Below are 21,562 nucleotides of genomic sequence, written 5' to 3'. Positions count from 1 at the left end.
CCTTGGATTATCCAAAAAATTGTGCAGGGTCAAATCCATGTTCTTTCAATATATCCTCTGGGACACCGTTCCACACCCCGGGTCTATTCCCTACGTAGCCAATATCTTTAACGCCCATTTCGGTGGTATAAAATCCTGAAGCCGTTAAGTTACGCATCAAAGAAAAGAATGCAACCCCCTGTTGCATTTCTGGTTTAGCTTTGTCAGGGTAAGCAATCTCGTCGATGAGTGCAATCTGTTGTTCTTTAGTACACTTTATAAATGCGTCACCGTACCTCTTCTGGCATTGTACATCCATCCATTTCAACCCTCCGCGCATCGGAATCTTGTTGGATGGAAGATCCTTTACGATAAATTCTATAAACTCCGGCACACCTGCTTCTGAGGCACTTCCAGAAATATCATCCTTTGGTATAATAATATTAGCTAATACCGTAATGGTCGCCATCTCATGGTCTGTAAAAAACTTTTCTTCGAGCAGTTTCTGCGTTCGCTCGTGTTCCCAATCTTCGACTCCGGGCAACTTATCAGAAGTCTCGTTAGCGATTCTCGCTTCCTTCGCACTCTCTCCGTTGCAGGCTGTGGCTAAAACGCCCGCTCCTGCTGCAAGTAAACCTAATGCCTTAAGAGATTCTCGTCTATTCATATCTTTTTCGATTAGCCGTTTAACTTTTTCTTCTCTTCCAATATATATTCTGCTGTCCGCATTGACATCGCCAAGATGGTCCAAGTCAGGTTCTTGTCGCCTTGTTGCACAAAAGGGCCTGCATCCACCACATACAAATTCTTGCACTCATGCGCTTGTCCCCATTTATTCAAAACCGACGTCTTGGGATCATTTCCCATACGGGTTGTTCCTCCTTCATGGATAATCACACCCGGCGCTTCCAAGCCATATTTTGTTTCTGGCCCCTGCTCTGGCGACAAAACAACAGCCCCCATCTCGTGCATGACCGACTTGAACGTCTCTTGCATATGTTTGGCTTGCTCCACTTCCTCGTTGGCCCATTTGTAGTGAAAACGTAATACAGGAATACCATATTTGTCGACTCGTGTTGGATCGATTTCGCAATAGTTATCCTTTCTTGCCAAAGCAGTACCACGTCCAGCCATCCCGATGGATGCACCGTAAAAACGGCGATAATCTTGCTTCAGTAACGCACCATATCCTCCACTATCTCGCTTTTCTCCATCGTTACCGGCCACCATACCCACAGCACCGGGTACCCAGTTCAAGAATCCATATCCCGGCATATTCAGGCCACTACCATATTCAATATGATAGCCTCTGGGAAAACGCAGTTTTTTATTGTCTTCCCACCATGGGGAATAAATATGCACACTGCCCACCCCGTCCTCGTTAAAACGTTTTCTATCCAATAACTGGGGTAAGAATCCCCAAGCGCTCGATCCCGTCGAATCGTGTAGATATCTTCCTACTAAACCAGTACTATTACCAAGTCCACCTGGGTGGGCGGATGATTTGGAATTCAACATGATACGTGCGCTCTCACAAGCACTCGCGCCAAGAATCACCGTTTTTCCTCTCACGGCATACTCTTGTAAATTCTTGGTATCCACATAGGAAACCCCGGTCGCCAACCCTTCATCGTTTGTGAGGACTTCGCGAACCATAGCGTTATCTATCACTTTCAGATTTCCGGTCTTCATTGCTGGCATGACCAAACAAGAAGAGGAAGAAAAATCACCATACACCTTGCAGGCTCGTCCACACTGTCCACAATAGAAACACGTTCCGCGTCCTTTGATCTCCGGAGAAGATTCGGTCAAAACTGCGCCTCGTCCCGGAATAACCGGAACACCTGCTTTTTTCGCTCCCCGAGCAATATAAAGCTCACCCAAACGGGGTTTCGGTGGTTTCATAAAAATGCCGTCCGGCTCATTTCGTATACCTTCAACCGTTCCGTAAATACCAATCATACGGTCTACACGATCGTAAAAAGGCTTGACCTCGTCGTAGGTGATCGGCCATTCTTCGGTAACACCGTCTGTTGGTTTAAAATCATCCGGTCCCATCCGTAAAGAAATTCGACCCCAATGATTGGTCCGACCTCCGAGCATACGCGCACGAAACCATTCAAATTCCGTTCCGCTGACTGTGCTATAGGGCTCCCCTTCTAACTGCCAGCCACCATAAGCGGCATCAAAATCTCCAAACGGACGGGTTGTTCCCGCTCCTCTACGCGGCGACTCCCATGGCCATCGCAATTGCAATGCGTCTTTCGCCGGATCATAGAATGGTCCTGCCTCCAACATCAATACTTTCAATCCTGCATGGGCCAGAATATAGCCCGCCATACCTCCTCCAGCTCCCGATCCCACCACAATGGCGTCGTAAACCTCCGGACTTTCTTTTATTTGGTATTCGCCCATATTTTATGAATTTGTAAAAAGCGGTAAAAAAATTTTCTCTTCTCTGTTACTGTTTAGCCACCACCAAAGTAAAAAAAAAATCTAATTTGAGAAGAATGTTATCATATTTATTACCGAAGTTGTCTACCGTCTCTTGGGAATGTTCAGCGACGCTTATTCTTCTCCTCGATCCAAAGCGACATATATTTACTGGCATTATGGTGCTGACGCTGTAAGATTTGTCCGATAAAATTTTGCCGACGATGCGTATGCAATCGCTCTTTTAATTCATCTATGTACGTAAGAAATGGTGTTTCAAACTGCGCTTTACTACTTGTTGCGTTAAGTACGCCTGCTCCTCTTTCCTGTGCTTCGTGCCAGACCTTCGAATCTGCATATAATAGAATCGCCTTTTCGACGAAGCTATCCGGATCATCTTCAATATAGCCGTTCCAGACGTCATCAACCGTCATCGATTCCGCGCCTATTGCAGTCGTAACGGAGGGAGTTCCCGCCTGCATAGCATCGATAAATTTACCTTTTACACCCGCTCCAAACCGAATCGGCGCAATCAATACCCGGTAGGCTTCGAGGGTTTTACGGGCATCGTCGGCTCTTCCTTTTATCAGAAAATTATCTTTGGGCTGATGTAGTTGATTGACTTTTTCGCTTGCATAAGCGCCGTAAATATGCAATTCCGTCCGGGGTAAACGCTTCTTTATTTTTGGCCATATATCTGTTTTCAGTAGCCGAACCGTATGCCAATTAGGCTCGTGCAAGAAGTTCCCGATGAACACAAAATCCTTCCGTTGCGCGAAAGGACGCCATTCATTCATTGTTGATTCTTCTATTTTTGGTTCCAAGAAAGGGAGATAGCATAAAATTTCGGCCGGCAAACGGAATGTCTGCAAAAGCAGTTTCATTTCGCTCTCCGAAATAATTAAAGAAAGATCACAACGCAGTATCGCGGCAATCTCTCGCGTGGTAATATCATTATAATAGTCCGGCGCTGTATTCCTTTGCACGCCTTCTTGTCGCGCCCGACGCAGAAAATGTAAATCTTCTGTATCCAATATCGTTAGTGCAGACGGACAATATTGCCTTATCCGCCATCCGTACTGCTCTTCGCTGACAAAACGGTCAAAAACAACAATATCAGGTTTTAAGGATGTAATAAAGGTATCAAAACTACTGTCGTTGAGCTGAATATCTTCTTCCCGAACGCCCTCTCGAGAAAGCGGGTGGCTATAAGGAGATCTGACAGCAGCCGAAGCGAAAACCACTTCGTAACCCACGCTTTGGAACATCCGAACTAATTGCAGAATCCGTGTTCCTGCTGCAGATGATTGAGGCTCAGGCCAAACAAGTCCGATGAAAAGAATCGCTTTCATCGGACTAAAATACTTATTTTGTCGGAACTATGCTTTTTAAGGTAATTTTGATTTCTTTTTCATATCTCTCAGCAAGCTTGCGCCAAAGTAAAAAATTGCTAGAACGCCTATCACCGATCCTAAAAAAAGCATGAGACGACCAATGTCGTGTTGCCGCCCGTTTGTAGGTGGTGGTGCCACCTTTTCAATACCCTTGAGGGTTGCCCGTGGAAAATTCGTCGTGAAATCGATCGTTGCCCTGCCCAAGTCGTAGTTTGGTAACATCCGGCTACTGTCGGCATCCAGCACGTATGTTTCTCCTTGTTTTAGATCAGCCAGTATCGTAATCGGCTTTTGAAAAAAGGACAGACTATCTATCGTTAATGGTACATTGTCTTCATTTTCAATAAGAATACAAAATGTATCTTCCGATAGATTTTCTACGGTCACCTCATTTGCCTGCTGGTCACTCAAAGTCATATAGGTCATCGGCTGATCGTACGTATGTGTTTGACGCTTATGAGTTTCGGTGTGTGTGGTGTACAATGTCGCCTGACGGTGGTAGCGTTCCGGAGCAGTGATGTGAAATTGGATATAATCTATCGGTGAACGACCATTTTTACGAATCGTTAAGATAGTTTTTTTGTTTTTACCGTCTTCCTTCCGCTCGCATAAAACATGTTGTATTGGTTCGTAACGTTGTGCAATCTCATGTGTAACCTGTTCGCCAATGCCCAGCACCTGCACCGGTGCCGAATTTTTATTATCCAGCGTCACGCGGATATAGCGGTAGTCCGTCAGCGGGAAACTAACATTTTTCACAACAGAAGTGTGATCTTCACTATATACCTGGGTGAACTTACCATTGTTCATCAACCCAAACCAGGTTTCTTGGTCATCGCTACCTTCAATAACATAATCCTTGCTGCCAGCCGAGTTAGCGATACGGAAAATGTAGCCTTGTTTTCTTTCTTTCTTGGGATTGTGAATAACGAATGCGTCGGTACTGTCAGTGACCATTTTGTGAAAAGGCACCGTTTGAAAGGTAGTCGTTTCACGAATATCGGGCTTCCATACGAAACCTATCTCGTTACCCTGCGCATTGTGTATGCGTAACGGAGCAACGTCGTTGCCTATCCATCTCCGAAACTCCTGCGGGATCTGTATTGCCTGCAATCCGTCAACTTTCGCCTCTATGGTAGCTTTTACCACCTGCTGCGCCGACGCAAATTGACCCCATAGCAGCAGGAAAACAACAGCCATGTATTTTGCGTTTATTGTTTGCATATTGCTACCCTGCCTTTTCGTTATCATCTACAATCAGTTTTTTTATTTTTTGATATACAAAAGAAATTATTAATATCAATACACCCAATAGTATAAACGCAATGATTTTTCCGGTTTCGGAAACCATACGAATATCATACAGGAACAACTTCAGGACGGTAATCCCCAACAGCGAGAGGGCAATAATACGTGCAGTCTTCATATTCCGGCGGATACCGAAAATAAGGAACATAAACGACAGGATGCCCCATAAAACGGGGAATACGACCCGAATCACACTGTTCTTCATTTCATAAAACGCCTCCCACTCACCTGTGGTCGAGAGAAAGGCAATGTTTACTTCCGTGCTCAACAAGTATACGATAAAGAAAGCGAGAAACCACGAGATGTATGGGGGGCTGAAAGCAGTAAACCGATCGTTTGTCGCTTTGTTTTTCATAAAGAACCAAGTTTGATAGAGCAAACACAGCATGCTTATATAATGCAGCGTCATCGCCCAAGGGAATACACGAACTTCGTCGATGAACATATCTTCTTTTTCCATCAACGGCAGTCTGTAGGCGATAACGATATAGACCAACATGTTAAAAAGAGCGATAGCATTTGCCCATTTGATATTTTCTGTTGACTGCCGGCTGCTAAAAAACAACAGCGTGCTGCTGTACAGCATATGGTATAGATACAGAAAAAAATAAATCGTCGCCGAATTGCCAAAATAAGCATTGCCCTGATAGCCAATTTCTATCAGCGGCAATACGTAACCCAGTACCAACGCAAGGTTGTAAAAGATTTTCCGGTGGACAACATGATCGAAGTTAATTCCTAAGATAACGCTGCTGTAATCGTTGATCTTAAACAACCTATAACTTAGCACTAACGAAGCGATGACAATAAGTCCAGTAAGAAACATCGAGTTATACCCGGGGTGATAAGGCACATCGTCACCCAGATAGGTTTGCAGGTCCATCAGGAGACTGATTACGGCAAGCCACTGCACGACGATACCAGCAAGGGTAAACCCTTTCAGATTCGATTGTTTGGTTAGCCAGAACAGCAACACCGCTTCGCATGCCCAAAACAGCGTAATGTATTTGCCGGAGAATTGCACAGGAATGGTGATGGTGGCCAAGGTCAATGCCAAACCGATCAATACATAGATGATGTTTTTATCGAATTTGTACTTTTTGTAGATAATGGTTGCACATAACAAATTGAACAACGCCAGCACAACCGTGAATAGCCCTAAACTTTTCGGTGCGATAACGCCGACTATGTAATGCCCGACAGCGTAGTAGACCACGGTATTGCTGATAAGCGCTGCTATTTCGTAGTTGGTAAATTTGTTTCTATACAGTACGTTGTTCAGCACAAAGGCGAGCGCAAACATACTATAAAACACAGAAGCGTAAATCAGAACATGCCCTAAGGCTTCCTGTTGTTCCACGTCTGCCGCGGCAAGCCAGCCGACAAAGATCCCGATGGTCAGCACAAAAGCTACAAAGTTGACAAAGAACCAGCGCCTGAAATAGGAAATCCCCAACATACCGGCGTTCAGAATCAATAGGTAGGTATACAGCACATGGTAATTGCCTTCTCCACCGCTCACCATAAATGGCACGGCAAAGCCCCCGATAATGGACAGCACAGCAAGCTCCTGGCGGTTATACAGCACCGAAACAAAAATACTGAACGCGGTAATAATCACCATCAGGATAAAGGCGGTCGTCTGGCTGAACAGTTTATAATCGTGAAACGCAATGGCTATCGTAAAGTAAAACACGGCAATGGCTCCGGCAACCAAAACCGAACTGAAAGCTTTATATTTTAGCCGGAGACGGTGTGCCACGCCAAGCAGTAACCCGCCGCAAAGCATGCCTATACCCACACGTGCCGGTTCGTTAATCCAATCTTTGTCGATTGCATATTTCACAAAGAAACTGATGCCAAGCACAAGGATAACGATACCGATTTTGTTGACGAGGTTTTCGCCGATAAACTTTTCTAGATCAGGATTATCACGCTTAAAACGGTCAAACCAAGACAACGTAGGTTCGGCTTCCTCCGGTGCGACATTATGCACTGCTCCTGGTTCAGGCCGTTCATTATATTCTGATACTGACGGAACCGGGGGTAAATGTGATTCTTCATGAATGGCGTCGGGCATAGCGTCAGATACGACAACCGGTTCTTCCGGTTGGGTATGGGGAAGAACCGGCTGCTCTTCAGTTGTAGGTGTTTGCTCTTGCTGTATCGACGGATTATTCCGACTATCCTCCAATAGTGACTTGATGTCCAGCAGCTGATCGAATGTCTGCTCCAAACCCTTTCTAAGGCGCGTAATTTCGTCTCTCTGACGCAATATCAGTACGATGAGCACCACAAAACCAAGGATATAGATGATTTCCATGTGTTCGGTTTATATATCTATTCCCGAAGATAAGGTTTTGTCTGTGATATTCTTCGCTATCTCCGCCTAAATTCAATTTTTGTAGTGATGTTGCCCGCTGTATTTACCAACGTAAATTTAGCTACGGTTTGGATGATATTTTCCTGAATATCGTACTCTACATTGTCAAAAACCATCTTCTTACTGGTTGGCATACTATAGGAATAAGAGCTTGTTTCTCCTTCTGTCCCATACACATAAGCGTATCCGTTGGATTTAAACTCCATATTTTCACCTTCTCCCACTAACGTTACCCGAACATCGGCCTGACCGGCTACCGTTGTTGTTTTCACCACATCAAACCACTTGTTCGAACGAATAATATTCAACGCTGTATCTCTGCCAATATTATCCACGGTCTCTTTACTACAAGACGATAGCCCCATTAGAATTGTTCCTGTAAGCAGGAACATCCAGGTTCTAAATGTTAATCCTTTCATCATTCTTAATTTTAAATTACAAAAGGACGTATCCAAGTATAATGCCAAAATCATGTAGCTAAATCCGAACAATAAAATTAGCAGGGAAAACAAAGGAATAATTTCAAACAAAATGCACTATACAAAGGTTAAGACCATAGTGTATTGACATTGAAATACCCATTTAATTTAAATTATATTACGTTATGAAGTATTTTCTCTATTTTATTTTGGCAGCATTTTTATGCTTTCAACAAGAAACAGCAGCTTGTACACGGGTAGTGTATAAGGGGCCGAACGGAACCGTTATAACGGCCCGCAGTATGGATTGGAAAGACGATATAGCTGCCAACGTTTGGGTATTTCCTCGTGGTATGGCAAGAAGTGGAGAAGTTGGTCCACAGTCGCTCACATGGGTTTCGAAATATGGAAGTGTAATATCGAGTGCTTGGGATATTGCAACCGCAGATGGCTTAAACGAAAAGGGGCTTGTTGCGAATGTATTGTGGTTAGTAGAATCCAGCTATCCTAGATTTGATCCTCAGGGCACAAAGAAGGGCATTGCCATCTCAGCCTGGGCACAATATGTCTTAGATAATTTCGCGACTGTAAATGAAGCGGTAGCGGCATTAAAAGATGAATCTTTTGTTGTCGTTAGTGACTACATACCCGGCACAACAAAATTTACAACGCTCCACCTGTCAATTTCAGATGCTACGGGCGACAATGCCATTTTTGAATATATAGATGGAAAACTTGTTATCCATCATGACCCGTCATATACCGTAATGACCAACTCGCCGGTTTTCGACCAGCAGCTTGCTTTGAATAACTATTGGCAAGGTATTCCGGGAACCATTATGTTGCCTGGTACAAACCGGGCAGCCGATCGGTTTGTCAGAGCTTCTTATTACATAAATGCCATTCCGCAGACGGAAGATACGAGGATAGCAGTTGCAAGTGTATTCAGCGTTATCCGAAATTGCTCTGTACCTTTTGGAATTAGTTCGGAAACAGAACCTAATATATCATCAACACGTTGGAGATCTGTAGCAGACCAAAAGAATAAAGTCTACTATTTTGAAACGGTCTTAACCCCAAATACATTTTGGGTCGATCTGACAAAGTTCGATTTGCAGGAAGGAGCTAAAACCATGATGTTGGATTTAAAGGGACATGCGACGTTCAGCGGTTTATCAAACAGCGCTTTTAAAGAAGCTAAACCTTTTAAGTTTATGGGTATTTAACCTTAGTTCATTGTCCTTATTTCTACAAACAGGGCATCCCTCGTACTTAGGATGTCCTGTTGCATTCTTTCCTATTTTCCCAATTATTTTAATTGGAAAAGCCGTTCTTCAATGATAATAAATGGGACTACACGACATCGTCAATCACGTATTATATAATTCACTTTGTCCAGCCCAGTGTTCCCTGTATGTTCTTCGTAACCGTAAACAATAACTTCATAATTACCCGTTTCAGTGACAGGTATCCCGCCTTCGAAGAGATTCGGTGACGCAAACTTTAAGATCACATCATCGATACGTTTACCATTATGCTTTACCATCGCTTTGATTTCTATTTTGTCGGCATCCCATAGCCCACCAGATTCGACAGAACAGCCACACATCATAACCACATTGGCCTGTATAGGCAATGATTGACTGGTAAGGCTCTTTAAGGAGATGTACTCGTGTGTCCGAGGCTTGAGCACGTCGATAATCAACCCCGGTATTTCAAGCACAATGCCATCGTTTAAGATGTGCTTACCGGGAATAATCCACAATTCGGTGCTCGCCCGAATTTGCGACGTTTTATGGTTGATCGGCGACAGCACTTCGATCTCGACGAATGTAGGCTCGTCAATGTTTAATACCGCCTGAAATTTGGCGGTTTCCGGGGTAGCAATCGATTCTCCTCGTTGCAAAGGCTGATCCATGATCAACTTTGTATCACCAGTCGAACCTTCGGTCTTACCTTCTGCCAATATCTGGCCGTTGACCTTATCGCGGACGATAACATACGCTCCACCCAAGGAGGAGCCGATAAACTTGGCGTCCTTAGCTTTTGCACGAATATTGATACGTGTCTCCTGCGCGAAACTATGGAGAGCGATAAAAAACGTAGCGATAAAAAAAACCAAAAATTTTGTCATAGTTGTTCTGTATAAATTTCCATCTTGTCCATAACGCGTCGACTAATTTACAGAAAGATTTCTTTACAGAAATTAACATTCCGAATACAACTAGGGTATACACAAAAATATTTTCGTTAAAAAGAGTTAAATACCATAAAAATTATGGAACTTATCGAAAGTAGTTGAAAATAATATTACTTGTCCCTTACTTTGCTTATTCGTCATTTGTTCTGCCGATAGGAGCATAGACGAAAAAATTTTCCACCACAGAAAAAATTAATAGATGAACACAACCTTCAAATCAATTGCCTTCATTTTACTGCTTGTATGGACGAGCGCTAGTATCGCCCAGCAAGGTTCCTACACATGGAAAGAAGGGAAAGACGGTGCGTACAGCTACATGTATGTCCCGGGCGATCCAACGGCAGCACGCTTTTACAAACTGAATAACGGGCTAACAGTCATCCTGAGCCCGACGAAAAAGGAGCCGCGCATACAGACGTATATCGCAACGAAAGCTGGCGGTAAGACCGATCCAAAAGACCATACCGGCTTAGCACATTACTTAGAACATATGCTCTTTAAGGGAACTGCTAGATTTGGTTCGCTAGACTGGGAAAAAGAAAAACCGCTATTGGATGAGATTGAGGCGTTGTACGAGAGGTACAACAAGGCAGAAGATCCTCAAACACGTCAAGCTATATATCGCGAAATCGATAGTGTATCAGGATTGGCGGCTAAGTTTGCGATTCCGAACGAATACGACAAACTTATGAGTAACATGGGCGCCGAAGGAACGAACGCCTTTACCTCGTATGAACAGACCGTATATATCGAAGACATCCCTAATACCGTTATCGACAAATACCTGACCGTACAGGCAGAACGCTTTCGCGCCCCAGTACTCCGCCTCTTTCACACCGAGTTAGAAACCGTATATGAGGAGAAAAACATGAGCTTAGATAATGATAATAGAAAAGCCATTGAAGCTATATTTTCTTCCTTATTTCCGAACAACAACTATGGAAAGCAAACGATATTGGGCTCGGTAGAACATTTGAGGAACCCTTCGTTAAAGGCCATTAATGAATATTACAATACTTATTATGTACCGAACAATATGGGTATAATTATGTCCGGCGATTTCGAGCCGGCAGAAATGATCCGTAAGATAGACCAAGCATTTGCTTACATGCAACCTAAAACCATTCCAGCCTATCAATTCGACGCAGAAGAACCTATCACCAAACCGATTGTCCGCGAAGTAAAAGGGCCTAACCCAGAATTATTGTTAATGGGCTTTCGTTTTCCCGGCGCAGCCACAGAAGAGGCACAGATGCTTAATCTCATGGCAAGCATACTCACTAACGGGTCTGCCGGATTAATCGATCTTGACCTTGTAAAGTCCCAGAAGCTACTCGGTGCCGGTGCTTTCCCTTACATCCTAAAAGACTATTCTATGCTGATATTACAAGGCAACCCTTCTCAGGGCCAATCCTTGGATCAGGTTCGAGAATTGTTATTGACGACATTAGCAAAGCTTAGAGACGGCGATTTTTCGGATGACTTGATTACTTCAATTATCAATAACGAGCGGAAAAGCCAAATTATGCGTACGGCCAGCTATAAGAGCCGGGCAGAAGATCTGATGAATGCTTTTACTTCAGAAGTAAACTGGGTAGATGAGCTAGCTTATATGGAACGCTTAGCAAAAATCACCAAAAAGGACGTAGTCGCCTTCGCCAATAAATTCTTGAACGAGCAAAACTATGTAGCAGTGTACAAACGGCAGGGAACCGATGCTACCGTCGACAAAGTAGCAAAACCAGCTATCACTCCAATTACGATCAATAGAGATGCACAGTCGGCTTTTCAAGGAAAGATCAATGAAATCCCAGAGGCGCCTATTACACCACAATGGATAAATTACGAGAAAGATCTTTCCAAAGGAGTGCTAGATGGCCAAGAAATACTTACTGTTCAAAATCAAGAAAATGAACTGTTCAACCTGTCTTATCAATTCAATGTGGGAGGATGGGACAATAAACTATTGCCGTTAGCATTGGGCTATTTCCAATTTTTAGGCACAGCAAATCATTCCAGCGAATATTTCAGTACCGAATTTTACAAATTGGCATCTTCGTTCCGAGTCTCCGCGGGTGATGAGGAAACAACGATTTCGGTTTCTGGATTGAATGAGAACTTTGTGCAGACGGTCCGCTTAATTCAACAGCTGCTGCGCGAGTGTGTAGCAGATCAGGTCGCGTTTGAAGCATTTAAAGGTCGCCTGAAAAGGTCACGGCTGAACGCTAAAAACGATAAGAAAAATATATTGGCAGGTCTGCAGGCTTATGCCAAATATGGCGCAAAAAACCCCTTTAACTATACCTTGACAGACGTTGAACTCGACCAACTGCGAGCGGAAGATCTGGTTAGCATTCTACACGATTTGGCAGAGACAGAACACACGATTTTGTATTATGGACCTTGGCAGATACAACAACTCACAGCTGCATTGCCACCATTAAAAAACAATGACAGGGCTTATCGTACGGTAAAACGAGGTGAACGGTTTATTGAAAAACCGACAACGGCGAACCAGGTTTTATTAGCACACTACGATATGAAACAGGTCGAAATATTCTGGTTACGTAACACAGAAAGATACGACGTCGAAAAAGCACCAATCATATCATTATTTAACAGTTATTTCGGTGGTGGCATGGGTAGTATTGTCTTCCAAACGCTACGCGAAGCGAGAGCACTAGCCTATACCACTTACGCTTATTACGGCCAGCCCCGCAAGAAAGAAAATCATGGCATGGTGGGGGCTTATATCGCTACACAATCTGATAAACTTACTGAAGCGTTAGAAGGCATGAATGATCTGTTAAACACGTTACCTGAATCACCGATGGCACTGGAAACAGCTCGCGTAAGTCTTCAAAAATCGATCGCCAGTGATCGCATAGGGAACGAAAACAAGCTCAATAATTACTTGATGGCGAAACGTCTCGGCAATACAACGGATATCCGCAAGAATATTTATGAACGATTACCTTCGTTACAATATGCGGATCTAAAAGCATTCCACGCTGAGCAACTCGCGAACAAGCCTTATAATTATTGCGTGATTGGTGATGAAGAAAGCTTAAACATGGAAGAACTGCAGAAAACAGGAGAAGTTAAAAAGGTTTCATTAGAGGAGATTTTCGGATATTAGGCGCTATAGGCGTAACATGGCTATAGCTGTCTGTTCGATAGCGTAATACAAAGGGGCATCTGTGATGGTGCCCCTTTGTATTGAAAGCTATTTGATGCTTTTCAAGTCTATCTCAACGGATAAACGTTCAAAATCTTGCAGCAACAAATCCAGTTGTTTCGTCGTTTCCGTGCCCGGCAGCACACTTCCATTTCTACAAGTCAACCCGATATTCATTCCCCGCTGCTTCAATATATATTTTGCGCTGGCTGGATAGGTATCGTGCATAACGGCCATATTGCTTGTGAAAAACTCCTGTACCTTGGCTATCTTATCCTGCTTTTCAGTTTTGGCGTAATTATCACACAGCCACACCACAAGCTCCGGAAAATAGTTTCCTTGGATACACGAAAGACCAGCAGATCCGGCTTTTAAAGACTCCACTGCATGCACCATATAAGCGTCGTACAACCCGAAGGTGCGCTCCGCCTCCGTCTCCGCTATTTTTTGGCGCACATTTCCTATATCCAAACAGGTATCTTTATGATATTTTACACGTCCGGTAGCCACCAGTTCGCCTAGCAACGCAGGAGATATGATACGCTTGTAAGGAATCGGACATTCGTAAAATCCCACAGGAATATCTTCTGTCAAATCCAGCAATTGATAGACATTCTTTCTGAACACCTCTTCTGAATCTTCTTCCTTCGCCAACAGACCGGATATCAAAATAATTGCTGAAACGCCCGTTTCATATATTTTCTTTACATTCTCGGCTTGTACCGCTATCGTTTCGCCAAAAGAACCGGTCGCCACGATAGGAACACGTCCATTTACACGACTTACTATATGGCTTACCGAATCGACCATTTCTTCTACCGACAACTGATACATCTCACTGGACAGACAGTTGGCAAACAGTCCGCCGGCTCCACTTTCAAGATAAAAATCAACCAATCGATCCAATGCATCGTAATCAATCTTCAAATCTTCTTTAAACGGCATCAGCATCACCGGTATAAATTTTTTGCTGTTATTCATCGTTACAATATTCATATGTTTTAGTTATCGGGTATTACGCTTTAGGTCGTAACCGCTGACTAATATTCCCCACTAAGAGAATCGCCATCGTTCCGACCACAATAATCATATTCGCATGAAGCATGTTCCTCAGGAACGCATAGTGCTCAGGTAGCAGATAGGAGAATGTCATCCATAGGATAACGGCTATTCCCACACCGGTAGCTAACATCGCATCGCTATTGCCTACCCTCTTATTGGTAATCCCAAGTAAGAACAGGCCAAGCATACCGCCTGCAAAGATTCCAGACAAGGTCCACCACACGTCCAATATACTTTGGACGCCGATCATTGCAATGCCTGCCGACATCCCAATCACGCCAAATACCCCTGTACAGATTAACAGTAGGCGGAGGTTACCCTTATCCGATATGTTGGGATTGATGTAGCGTTTATAGATGTCCTCCGTAAAAACGGTGGCAGAAGCATTCATCCCTGAACTGATCGTACTCATAGCGGCGGCCAAAATAGCAGAAACAATCAGCCCCAAGATTCCTACCGGAATGTGGTTTACCATATAGTGCGGCAACACTTTGTCGCCGTAATCTGCCGGGGTTAGGGCATTCATCGTCCCCGCAAGGTTGCCTCCTGTGCCCATCCGTTCCAAAGCCGCCTGTTCTTTAACTGTCGCCAACAATTCCGGATTGACGTCGTAATAAGCATATAAACAGACACCTATAACAAAAAACAACAGGGAGATAGGCAGATAAAGCCACACACACAACCACACCGATTTGGTGGCTTCCTTCGCATTTGGTGCGGCATGATAACGTTGGACGTAATTTTGGTCCATCCCGAAGTTTGTGAGGTTCATAAAGAAGCCATATAACAAAATCACCCAGAACGTCGACGAGGAAAAATCCGTCAAGGAGAACGACCCCAAGCTAAATTTATCATCTCTCATGCCGATATCAATAATGGTGTCAGTGCCGCCGGGAGTATTATAAACCAGCGTTCCAATAACAATCACCGCACCTACTGTCAGAAGTAATCCTTGTACCACCTCCGTCCATATCACAGCTTCCAATCCACCAAGCACGGTGTATACGACAATACACACACCGGTAACCAACATGATTACCGACATATCCAACCCTGTCAAGGCTTGCAGGGTGAGGGAAATGCCAAAGAATATAGAGCCCATTCTCGCTACCTGTGTCAGTAGGAAGCAGACTACCGCATAACTTCTTGCCCAGGCGCCAAACCGATTCTCTAGATTAGTATAGGCTGACACCGTCTTATGGTTTCTATAAAAAGGCACAAAATACTTGGCCGCAATAAAAGCCGCTAGCGGCATAGAAAGACTAAAAACAAAAGCATTCCAGTTGGCGCCGTATGCTTTACCGGGAACCCCGAGAAAGGTATTTGAGCTTAAAAATGTCGCATAAAGCGAAATCCCAATCGCCCAACTAGGTATGCTGCCTGCAGCCTTGGTATAAGCATCAGTAGTCGTGTTTTTTCTGGAAAAGTATACACCGACCAGTACCATCGCCAGCAAGTACACAGCTATTACAACCAGATCTATGATCGGTAAGTTATTCATCATGTATCATATACCAATTAGTCTAAATACCGCAAAAATTAATTTTGATACCCAGCGCCTGCAACGCAGCCGCTTTAAGTTCTGCCGCTCTATTCACGTCGAAATCGCCGTCGACATAAGCTACCTGTATGTGGTTGGCTTTATGCTTCGCCATCATCTGGTCTCTACTCACGCCATCCAGCACCCCGTGCATAATTGGCCACTGAGGATCGGTGAGCGCCCATCGTCTTTCTGTTTCCTCCTTCGGCAATTCCACAGCACGTCCTGTACCTATATCGCAGCACAATTCATCTTGCTCGATATAGATTCTGCTCCACACGATTTTTCCAGGACGACTTACCCCACGAAGTGTACCTCCTCCTTTTTTAAAGAACATCGGCGGCTGGCGCATGCTGCTCGCACCCGTATACCCACCTTCAAAATGAGACGCGGGGACCGCTCCGGATATTAGGAACACCCATACAAATTCCTCTCTTCCATCTACTACAAAGTTCTCACCATAACGTAAGTCATGTAGCGTATTATCACCGTTTAACCCTAGCTGTCTCCAGAGGTGATACGTGAGGTAGCCGTCGATCCCAGCACATTCATCTACTTCATTAAAATGTGGTAACGCTTCCCCTGGATACAGTTCCTCTCCTTTTTCGTTATAAACGGGTGGTCGTTCTGTATTGTTCAAAAGACCTTCTACTAGGTCGCTCGCAGCCACCAGGTCTTTCAGTCCCTGCTGGTACTGTATACCAATCGTATCACATCCAAATTCATCCGCTAACCGGAGTGCCGCTACATACATTTTGCATTGTTCTAGCGTCTGCTCTTTTGTCAGTTCGTTCACCGGATCGGTACCCCAGCCGAATTTCATTCCTTTTTTTAAGAGCCAATCCAATACAGCATGTGCCTCTTCATCAGAAACAGTCAACATTTTGGCATATAACGTGGATTGACTAAGACGTTCCTTAAACAGACCCAACTGGTGAACTAACGCATCCGGCACAATCGCGTTAAACATCCCCATACAGCCTTCATCAAAGACGCCCATGATCACTTTGTCATTTTGCATCTTCGCTGCAAATCTTTCGGCCAATGTACTATCTTCTGCCGTGAGGACCTGCGGTGCAAATGCTCGCACATGGGAATAGTCATGCGTGACCGTTCCCCTGTCCAACCATTCCTGTAGTTTACTTTTGAAAAAGTCGTCATTGAAATCTTTGCTCCAAAGGAAACTATACTTCACATTGGCTTTGGTCAATGACCCTGTCAAATTCAAAGCACCGACCAAGCCTGGATAAGTTCCGTCCCAATTGGTCACGACCAAGATAGGTCCTTCGTGCGAAATAAGTCCTGCTAAAACATGATGGCTATATTGCCAGACGCTCTCTGCAACAATAAGTGGTGCTTTTTTATCTATTCCTCTGAATATTTTAACCCCAATATGCTGGTAATCGATAAAACCATGTCCTTTTTCTTCGTCGTACCCATGCGCTCGTTTGATGGTCCAGCCAACATGCTGCAATGCCTGTTGGAGTTTTTCCTCCATCTGTTGCTGCATCGGCCAGCATTTGATATTTGCGGAAGGCCTGAGGTCTCCACTACATACTAAGTAAGCTTGATTATTATCCATTGTTGTCCTTTGATTTATGTCCCGTAATACAAAGATGGTTTAGAAATTCAATGATTTCGTGATGTAACTTTTCCAAAATATATAACATCTTATCATTCCCCGCTACAGACGGCTAAATAATCGGAACGAAAGAATCGCATCGTACTTGCTTCGCCCCTGCTTCGGACTTTCTTTAGACATTCTTCGGACCTTCTTCGGACCTTCTTCTGTTCTCGTTCGGTTTTCGTTCGCCTGCCGAAAGGCTATTGTTCGGGTAATTATCGATAAATAGCCGATAGTTATCCGTAGGGACCTCGATGATGTTCCGAACCGAGAGCGAAGTTAAAGTTAGGTTGGACTGAGGTTAAAGCGAATTGTCTACGGACTTGAGCGGACTTTAACGGACTTGTGTGGACTTTTCCAGACTTATTTGCTAAGATTTTTTACGAAATGCGAGCAGGCATGTCTTTGGTTTTTCAAACATAGTAATTTTTTTTATTTTCGTAAGAAACTAAAAGCTAAAAAAGCTAACTGGACTAGACATGGATGACCTCATTAATAAATTTATTTCTAAAAAGCTACGCAAAAAGGGGCAAGATTATCAATTAAGCGAGAACAGCCGGGTAACGGCGCAGGATTTCGGGCAGTTGAGCACCATCGCCTCCAAAATATACCAACATCTAACCACGCTCAGTCCGCGCTTAAAAGCCGGAAGTACGTTCAATGAGCTGGTCGCACTGCTTCGGGAAATGCGCAACAGAGATCAAACACTTTCTAACGAAGCGGTCGACGAGTATACCCACATTAACATTTTGGAAGGCTTCCCACTAAACAAACGCGCATCTTGGAACACTATTCTCCCCTGGCGTCCACAAATTTCGTTCGATATAGACAGGCTCGAGGTAAAAGTTACACTTCCCCAACAGAAAAATTGGACGTTGCAAAGTTACCCGCCTCGCTTAAGCCGTATCGGCATGACGTTTCACCTTATCGTTATCAATCGAACGGATCCGAAGGAGAAGGCGGCAACCGCTCATACGACGATGGTTTTCGAGAATCCCCCTAAAGAAGGTAAAAGTTTGACCACCGCCATGCGACCGGATTTATTTAAGGACAGCCTGATTATCGTTATAGGCAAGGCTCAGTATTATTTGTTCAATATGCAAGCAACGAAAGACGGTCCTTCCGAACACAACCGCTATAACGCCACCGACATCATGGCAACTTTTCATGTTCGTAACGGAACGCTGCTAAAAAACAAGCCCGTCGCTCACAAACCCTTCCCCTTGCCAAGATTCGATCCGAGCAGTGGTAGTGAATGGGAATAACCGTCAAGACAGGGATAACAAGAACTTCTCCAAGTCGACGTCCTTACCAAAGCCAAATTTCTGTTTCAGCCTGTATTTGAACATCCGGACACTCTGTGGTTCTACGTGTAATGCCTGAGCGATCTGCTTGGTCGTCATCTGGAGATAGATATACGCACAGTATTTCAGGTCGAGCGGCGTAAGCTTATGGACTGCTTTCTCCGTCAGCTGCTGGAAAAAAGTCGGGTGGAGCTCCTGGATTTGCTTCTTAACATCATCAAAATCTGCCCGTAGTAGCATTTCTTCTTTCAGCAGTTTTCGGATATCGGAAGTATCGCCTTCTCGAATTTTGCCTTGTATCTGCTTCAACATATCGTTTTTATGGTCGATAATTAATGAATTTGCCAGTGCTTCTTTTTCCAACTGTTGCCGTTTTAGGTCCAATAGCTCCTGTTCAGCTTTTAGCCTAGCTTGCTCCTCTTTCTCAATTTTTAATTCCATTGCTGCTTGATGTTCCGCATCTTCCTTTTCCTTGGCCAGCTTTGTTTCTCTTTCAACTGCATATTTTAGTCTAAAATGATAGGAAACAAACATGAAAATAAACCCGAATAACAAAGCTACCGCGATCCCGCCGTACATGTAGTTTTGTTTCTTACGGAATACCTCCCGCTCCCCCAACAATTTCAGTTGCTGATCCTTTTTCTCCGTTTCATATTGGACTTCCAGTTTTTGGGCATTGAAGAGTTGCTGTTCATCAAAAGACTTTTTTAGCAAATCCTCTGCCCTTTGCTGATACGTCAACGCTTTTTTTACGTCATTATTCTTTAATGCGATCTCTTTTAGATCCTTGTTGACCGCATACTCCAGTTTAAAATGATTTCTGCTGGAATTCATCAACTGACTCAATCCCTGCAGGAGATAGTGTTCCGCAAGCACAAAATCCCCTTCCTTTTTCGCGAAGCCACTTTTAATGCCATATACATTAATCCATTTTTCTGAACTTGCGTCCGCACGCTGAAGCTTCTCCTCTGCCAGATCGAGATATGGATAGGCCTTTTGACGGCGGGTCATCAAATCCTCTTCGGAAAACTCCAGAAAGTAATTTGCCAGATTGATGCAGGTGATAACCGACGTATTGCCACTGATTTTATCGGGCGACCGCTGATATAATGTTAACGCCCTATCCAAATAGTGATAACTACTATCCAATAAATTTTGTTGACCGGATGCTTTATATCGAGCAAGAAACATACTGGACATACCATTGTTTACGTTCGCTTGCAGATTAATATTGCTTGCTAAAAGTGCATACTGTTGGCAAATACGGATATATTTTTCCATCTTTCCTTCATCATCCCATTTGCTGTAAGCGCTATACAGAAGATAATGAAGGTGATATTTCGTCAACAAGTCATCGTCACTATCTTCGACATATTTCAACCCCGTCAGCGCATCTTCTACGACAGCATCCGGAAGATTGAGTATATTACTTAGGTAGGCTTTAGCGCGGTAAGCGATGGCCTTAGCGTGTGGACTCTTCGATTTTTCTGCATTTTCCATGCTGAGATCCAATAACTTTTTCCCTTTCAACAGGCTATCCACGGCGATGTACATACCACTTTGATGCGCGTACAAATACGCTAAATCCGTGGGAGAGTCCGTATCCTTTATCGCTTTTTCCAAGACGGTAAATGCTTCCGGAGATTTATTGCGCAATTGGAGCTCATCCAATGTATCCAGTGTTTGCTGTGTAATTGGCAGAATATACTGCGCATGTCCTAAGGAACAGATCAAGAAAAGAGTAATAAACAAAAATATTTTGGTCAACATCATAAAAGTTATCTACAAAAGAACAAGATAACCAAAATAAAATGTTAATATAAAATAGCGCACCATAATTTCAAGATTGCAAAATCGCTTATAAACTATAAATCAACAACATAAAAAATTGTAGATATTTTGTATATACATCCGTAACACCGATAGATACTTTGTTATACGTTTCATTATTATACTTCAAATTTTTATGGCGACTTTCGTGGTAGTACGTACAACAAACATAAAGGCCATGTTTTTTCACATTCAAAAAATAGAACAATCGACGCATCATACGGACAACCTACAAAACCCTAAAAACCAAGGAAACCCGATGGTACTAGGCGTTTACCGAAATAAAGCACGGACGATTCTCTATACCGTATATACGAAGAAAACCTTTGGTGAATACTGGGACTCCGTGGAGAACAAACGGATTCCGAAACGGCTTTGGACACCTCAAATGAAGGAATATTATCAACAGAAGGCACTAGACACTCCCAAGCCTCCTTTTGTGTTTAAAATCACCGTTGTCGGGTGGCTATTTGTTCTTCTCTTCATGGGTGTATTCGGTTACGTAATTTATGATTCCGTAAAGCCACCTCCGGCAAAATCTGAAAAGCACCTTGCGATGGAGCAGGCCCCTCTAGTGGACGACATCTACTTTGGTCGGTACGAGCTCTATAAAGAAAAAGGAAACCCGTTGGGGATGGAAGGTCGCTTCGGTTGGTTTAAGGTCCTCAATGTAGAAGGAGACGTTTACTACCTCGCGAAATCCAAAGAAATGAGCAGAGGCCACAAACCCAAAGAACAACTCAACAGCACCGATTTTGAAACAGAAAACATGCTTCCGGTAAGATTAGTAGAACAAACGGGCTATGACATACGTTTGAAATCAGATAACGGGCTATTGGAAATATACATTACGGACAAGAAATAAAAGCGAAATAGCACTGTCCGTTAACTTTAGCAAATACAAAATC

15 protein-coding genes are annotated in these 21,562 nt (G+C 43.7%); 4 read left to right on the top strand and 11 right to left on the bottom strand.

Annotation, left to right across the window (positions count from 1 at the left end):
- Positions 1-7: 7 nt before the first annotated feature.
- The 6 genes from C5745_RS02570 to C5745_RS02545 form a co-directional block, all read right to left on the bottom strand.
- Positions 8-646, bottom strand: coding sequence for a gluconate 2-dehydrogenase subunit 3 family protein (locus C5745_RS02570; protein WP_105715615.1), 639 nt, complete (start codon positions 644-646; stop codon positions 8-10).
- Between the two features lie 11 nt (positions 647-657).
- A complete protein-coding gene (locus C5745_RS02565) occupies positions 658-2,394 on the bottom strand; it encodes a GMC oxidoreductase (RefSeq protein ID WP_105715409.1) in 1,737 nt (578 codons plus the stop codon).
- A 143-nt stretch (positions 2,395-2,537) separates the two neighbouring features.
- Positions 2,538-3,764 carry a glycosyltransferase gene (locus C5745_RS02560; protein WP_105715408.1) on the bottom strand — a complete coding sequence of 409 codons (1,227 nt, stop codon included), beginning with the start codon at positions 3,762-3,764 and terminating at the stop codon, positions 2,538-2,540.
- 36 nt (positions 3,765-3,800) lie between these two features.
- Positions 3,801-5,057: a hypothetical protein gene (locus C5745_RS02555; RefSeq protein ID WP_105715407.1), complete on the bottom strand. Its 1,257-nt coding sequence runs from the start codon at positions 5,055-5,057 to the stop codon at positions 3,801-3,803.
- Positions 5,035-7,437, bottom strand: a complete 2,403-nt coding sequence (locus C5745_RS02550) for a DUF2339 domain-containing protein (protein WP_105715406.1) — start codon at positions 7,435-7,437, stop codon at positions 5,035-5,037. The genes C5745_RS02555 and C5745_RS02550 overlap by 23 nt, the downstream gene beginning before the upstream one ends.
- Positions 7,438-7,493: 56 nt before the next feature.
- The gene (locus C5745_RS02545; protein ID WP_133166279.1) at positions 7,494-7,919 is read right to left on the bottom strand and encodes a hypothetical protein; all 426 of its coding nucleotides are present in this window, start codon (positions 7,917-7,919) and stop codon (positions 7,494-7,496) included.
- Between the two features lie 182 nt (positions 7,920-8,101).
- Between C5745_RS02545 and C5745_RS02540 the strand changes: the two genes are divergently transcribed.
- On the top strand, positions 8,102-9,142 hold the full coding sequence (locus C5745_RS02540) for a linear amide C-N hydrolase (protein WP_105715404.1): 1,041 nt from the start codon (positions 8,102-8,104) through the stop codon (positions 9,140-9,142).
- Positions 9,143-9,282: 140 nt separating this feature from the next.
- Here C5745_RS02540 and C5745_RS02535 read toward each other — a convergent pair whose 3' ends face one another.
- A complete protein-coding gene (locus C5745_RS02535) occupies positions 9,283-10,050 on the bottom strand; it encodes a hypothetical protein (RefSeq protein WP_105715403.1) in 768 nt (255 codons plus the stop codon).
- A gap of 265 nt (positions 10,051-10,315) precedes the next feature.
- Here C5745_RS02535 and C5745_RS02530 point away from each other — a divergent pair, with 265 nt between their 5' ends.
- Positions 10,316-13,255, top strand: coding sequence for a M16 family metallopeptidase (locus C5745_RS02530; RefSeq protein WP_105715402.1), 2,940 nt, complete (start codon positions 10,316-10,318; stop codon positions 13,253-13,255).
- Positions 13,256-13,342: 87 nt separating this feature from the next.
- On the opposite strand, the gene C5745_RS02525 is transcribed toward C5745_RS02530, so the two are convergent.
- From C5745_RS02525 to C5745_RS02515, 3 genes are read right to left on the bottom strand one after another with little or no spacing between them, the layout of a single operon-like run.
- A complete protein-coding gene (locus C5745_RS02525; RefSeq protein WP_243403226.1) occupies positions 13,343-14,290 on the bottom strand; it encodes a dihydrodipicolinate synthase family protein in 948 nt (315 codons plus the stop codon).
- Positions 14,291-14,309: 19 nt separating this feature from the next.
- On the bottom strand, positions 14,310-15,860 hold the full coding sequence (locus tag C5745_RS02520) for a sodium:solute symporter (protein ID WP_243403225.1): 1,551 nt from the start codon (positions 15,858-15,860) through the stop codon (positions 14,310-14,312).
- Positions 15,861-15,879: 19 nt separating this feature from the next.
- Positions 15,880-17,478, bottom strand: a complete 1,599-nt coding sequence (locus tag C5745_RS02515) for a fucose isomerase (RefSeq protein ID WP_105715400.1) — start codon at positions 17,476-17,478, stop codon at positions 15,880-15,882.
- Positions 17,479-17,999: 521 nt separating this feature from the next.
- Here C5745_RS02515 and C5745_RS02510 point away from each other — a divergent pair.
- Entirely contained in the window at positions 18,000-18,785 is a 786-nt protein-coding gene (locus C5745_RS02510; protein ID WP_105715399.1) for a hypothetical protein, read from the top strand.
- A gap of 3 nt (positions 18,786-18,788) precedes the next feature.
- Here C5745_RS02510 and C5745_RS02505 read toward each other — a convergent pair whose 3' ends face one another.
- The gene (locus C5745_RS02505; protein WP_133166278.1) at positions 18,789-20,597 is read right to left on the bottom strand and encodes a helix-turn-helix transcriptional regulator; all 1,809 of its coding nucleotides are present in this window, start codon (positions 20,595-20,597) and stop codon (positions 18,789-18,791) included.
- Between the two features lie 235 nt (positions 20,598-20,832).
- Here C5745_RS02505 and C5745_RS02500 point away from each other — a divergent pair, with 235 nt between their 5' ends.
- Positions 20,833-21,519, top strand: coding sequence for a hypothetical protein (locus C5745_RS02500; RefSeq protein WP_133166277.1), 687 nt, complete (start codon positions 20,833-20,835; stop codon positions 21,517-21,519).
- Positions 21,520-21,562: the final 43 nt, after the last annotated feature.

Origin of the sequence: Sphingobacterium haloxyli (assembly GCF_002980525.1) — a bacterium.
Lineage (GTDB): Bacteria > Bacteroidota > Bacteroidia > Sphingobacteriales > Sphingobacteriaceae > Sphingobacterium > Sphingobacterium haloxyli.
This window is presented reverse-complemented; position numbering and strand designations above follow the sequence as displayed.

What these genes read in the sequence shown, in the direction of transcription:
- C5745_RS02570 (WP_105715615.1), bottom strand. Translation starts at nt 646, where the DNA reads ATGAATAGACGAGAATCTCTTAAGGCATTAGGTTTACTTGCAGCAGGA.
- C5745_RS02565 (WP_105715409.1), bottom strand. Translation starts at nt 2,394, where the DNA reads ATGGGCGAATACCAAATAAAAGAAAGTCCGGAGGTTTACGACGCCATT.
- C5745_RS02560 (WP_105715408.1), bottom strand. Translation starts at nt 3,764, where the DNA reads ATGAAAGCGATTCTTTTCATCGGACTTGTTTGGCCTGAGCCTCAATCA.
- C5745_RS02555 (WP_105715407.1), bottom strand. Translation starts at nt 5,057, where the DNA reads ATGATAACGAAAAGGCAGGGTAGCAATATGCAAACAATAAACGCAAAA.
- C5745_RS02550 (WP_105715406.1), bottom strand. Translation starts at nt 7,437, where the DNA reads ATGGAAATCATCTATATCCTTGGTTTTGTGGTGCTCATCGTACTGATA.
- C5745_RS02545 (WP_133166279.1), bottom strand. Translation starts at nt 7,919, where the DNA reads ATGATGAAAGGATTAACATTTAGAACCTGGATGTTCCTGCTTACAGGA.
- C5745_RS02540 (WP_105715404.1), top strand. Translation starts at nt 8,102, where the DNA reads ATGAAGTATTTTCTCTATTTTATTTTGGCAGCATTTTTATGCTTTCAA.
- C5745_RS02535 (WP_105715403.1), bottom strand. Translation starts at nt 10,050, where the DNA reads ATGACAAAATTTTTGGTTTTTTTTATCGCTACGTTTTTTATCGCTCTC.
- C5745_RS02530 (WP_105715402.1), top strand. Translation starts at nt 10,316, where the DNA reads ATGAACACAACCTTCAAATCAATTGCCTTCATTTTACTGCTTGTATGG.
- C5745_RS02525 (WP_243403226.1), bottom strand. Translation starts at nt 14,290, where the DNA reads ATGAATATTGTAACGATGAATAACAGCAAAAAATTTATACCGGTGATG.
- C5745_RS02520 (WP_243403225.1), bottom strand. Translation starts at nt 15,860, where the DNA reads ATGATGAATAACTTACCGATCATAGATCTGGTTGTAATAGCTGTGTAC.
- C5745_RS02515 (WP_105715400.1), bottom strand. Translation starts at nt 17,478, where the DNA reads ATGGATAATAATCAAGCTTACTTAGTATGTAGTGGAGACCTCAGGCCT.
- C5745_RS02510 (WP_105715399.1), top strand. Translation starts at nt 18,000, where the DNA reads ATGGATGACCTCATTAATAAATTTATTTCTAAAAAGCTACGCAAAAAG.
- C5745_RS02505 (WP_133166278.1), bottom strand. Translation starts at nt 20,597, where the DNA reads ATGATGTTGACCAAAATATTTTTGTTTATTACTCTTTTCTTGATCTGT.
- C5745_RS02500 (WP_133166277.1), top strand. Translation starts at nt 20,833, where the DNA reads ATGTTTTTTCACATTCAAAAAATAGAACAATCGACGCATCATACGGAC.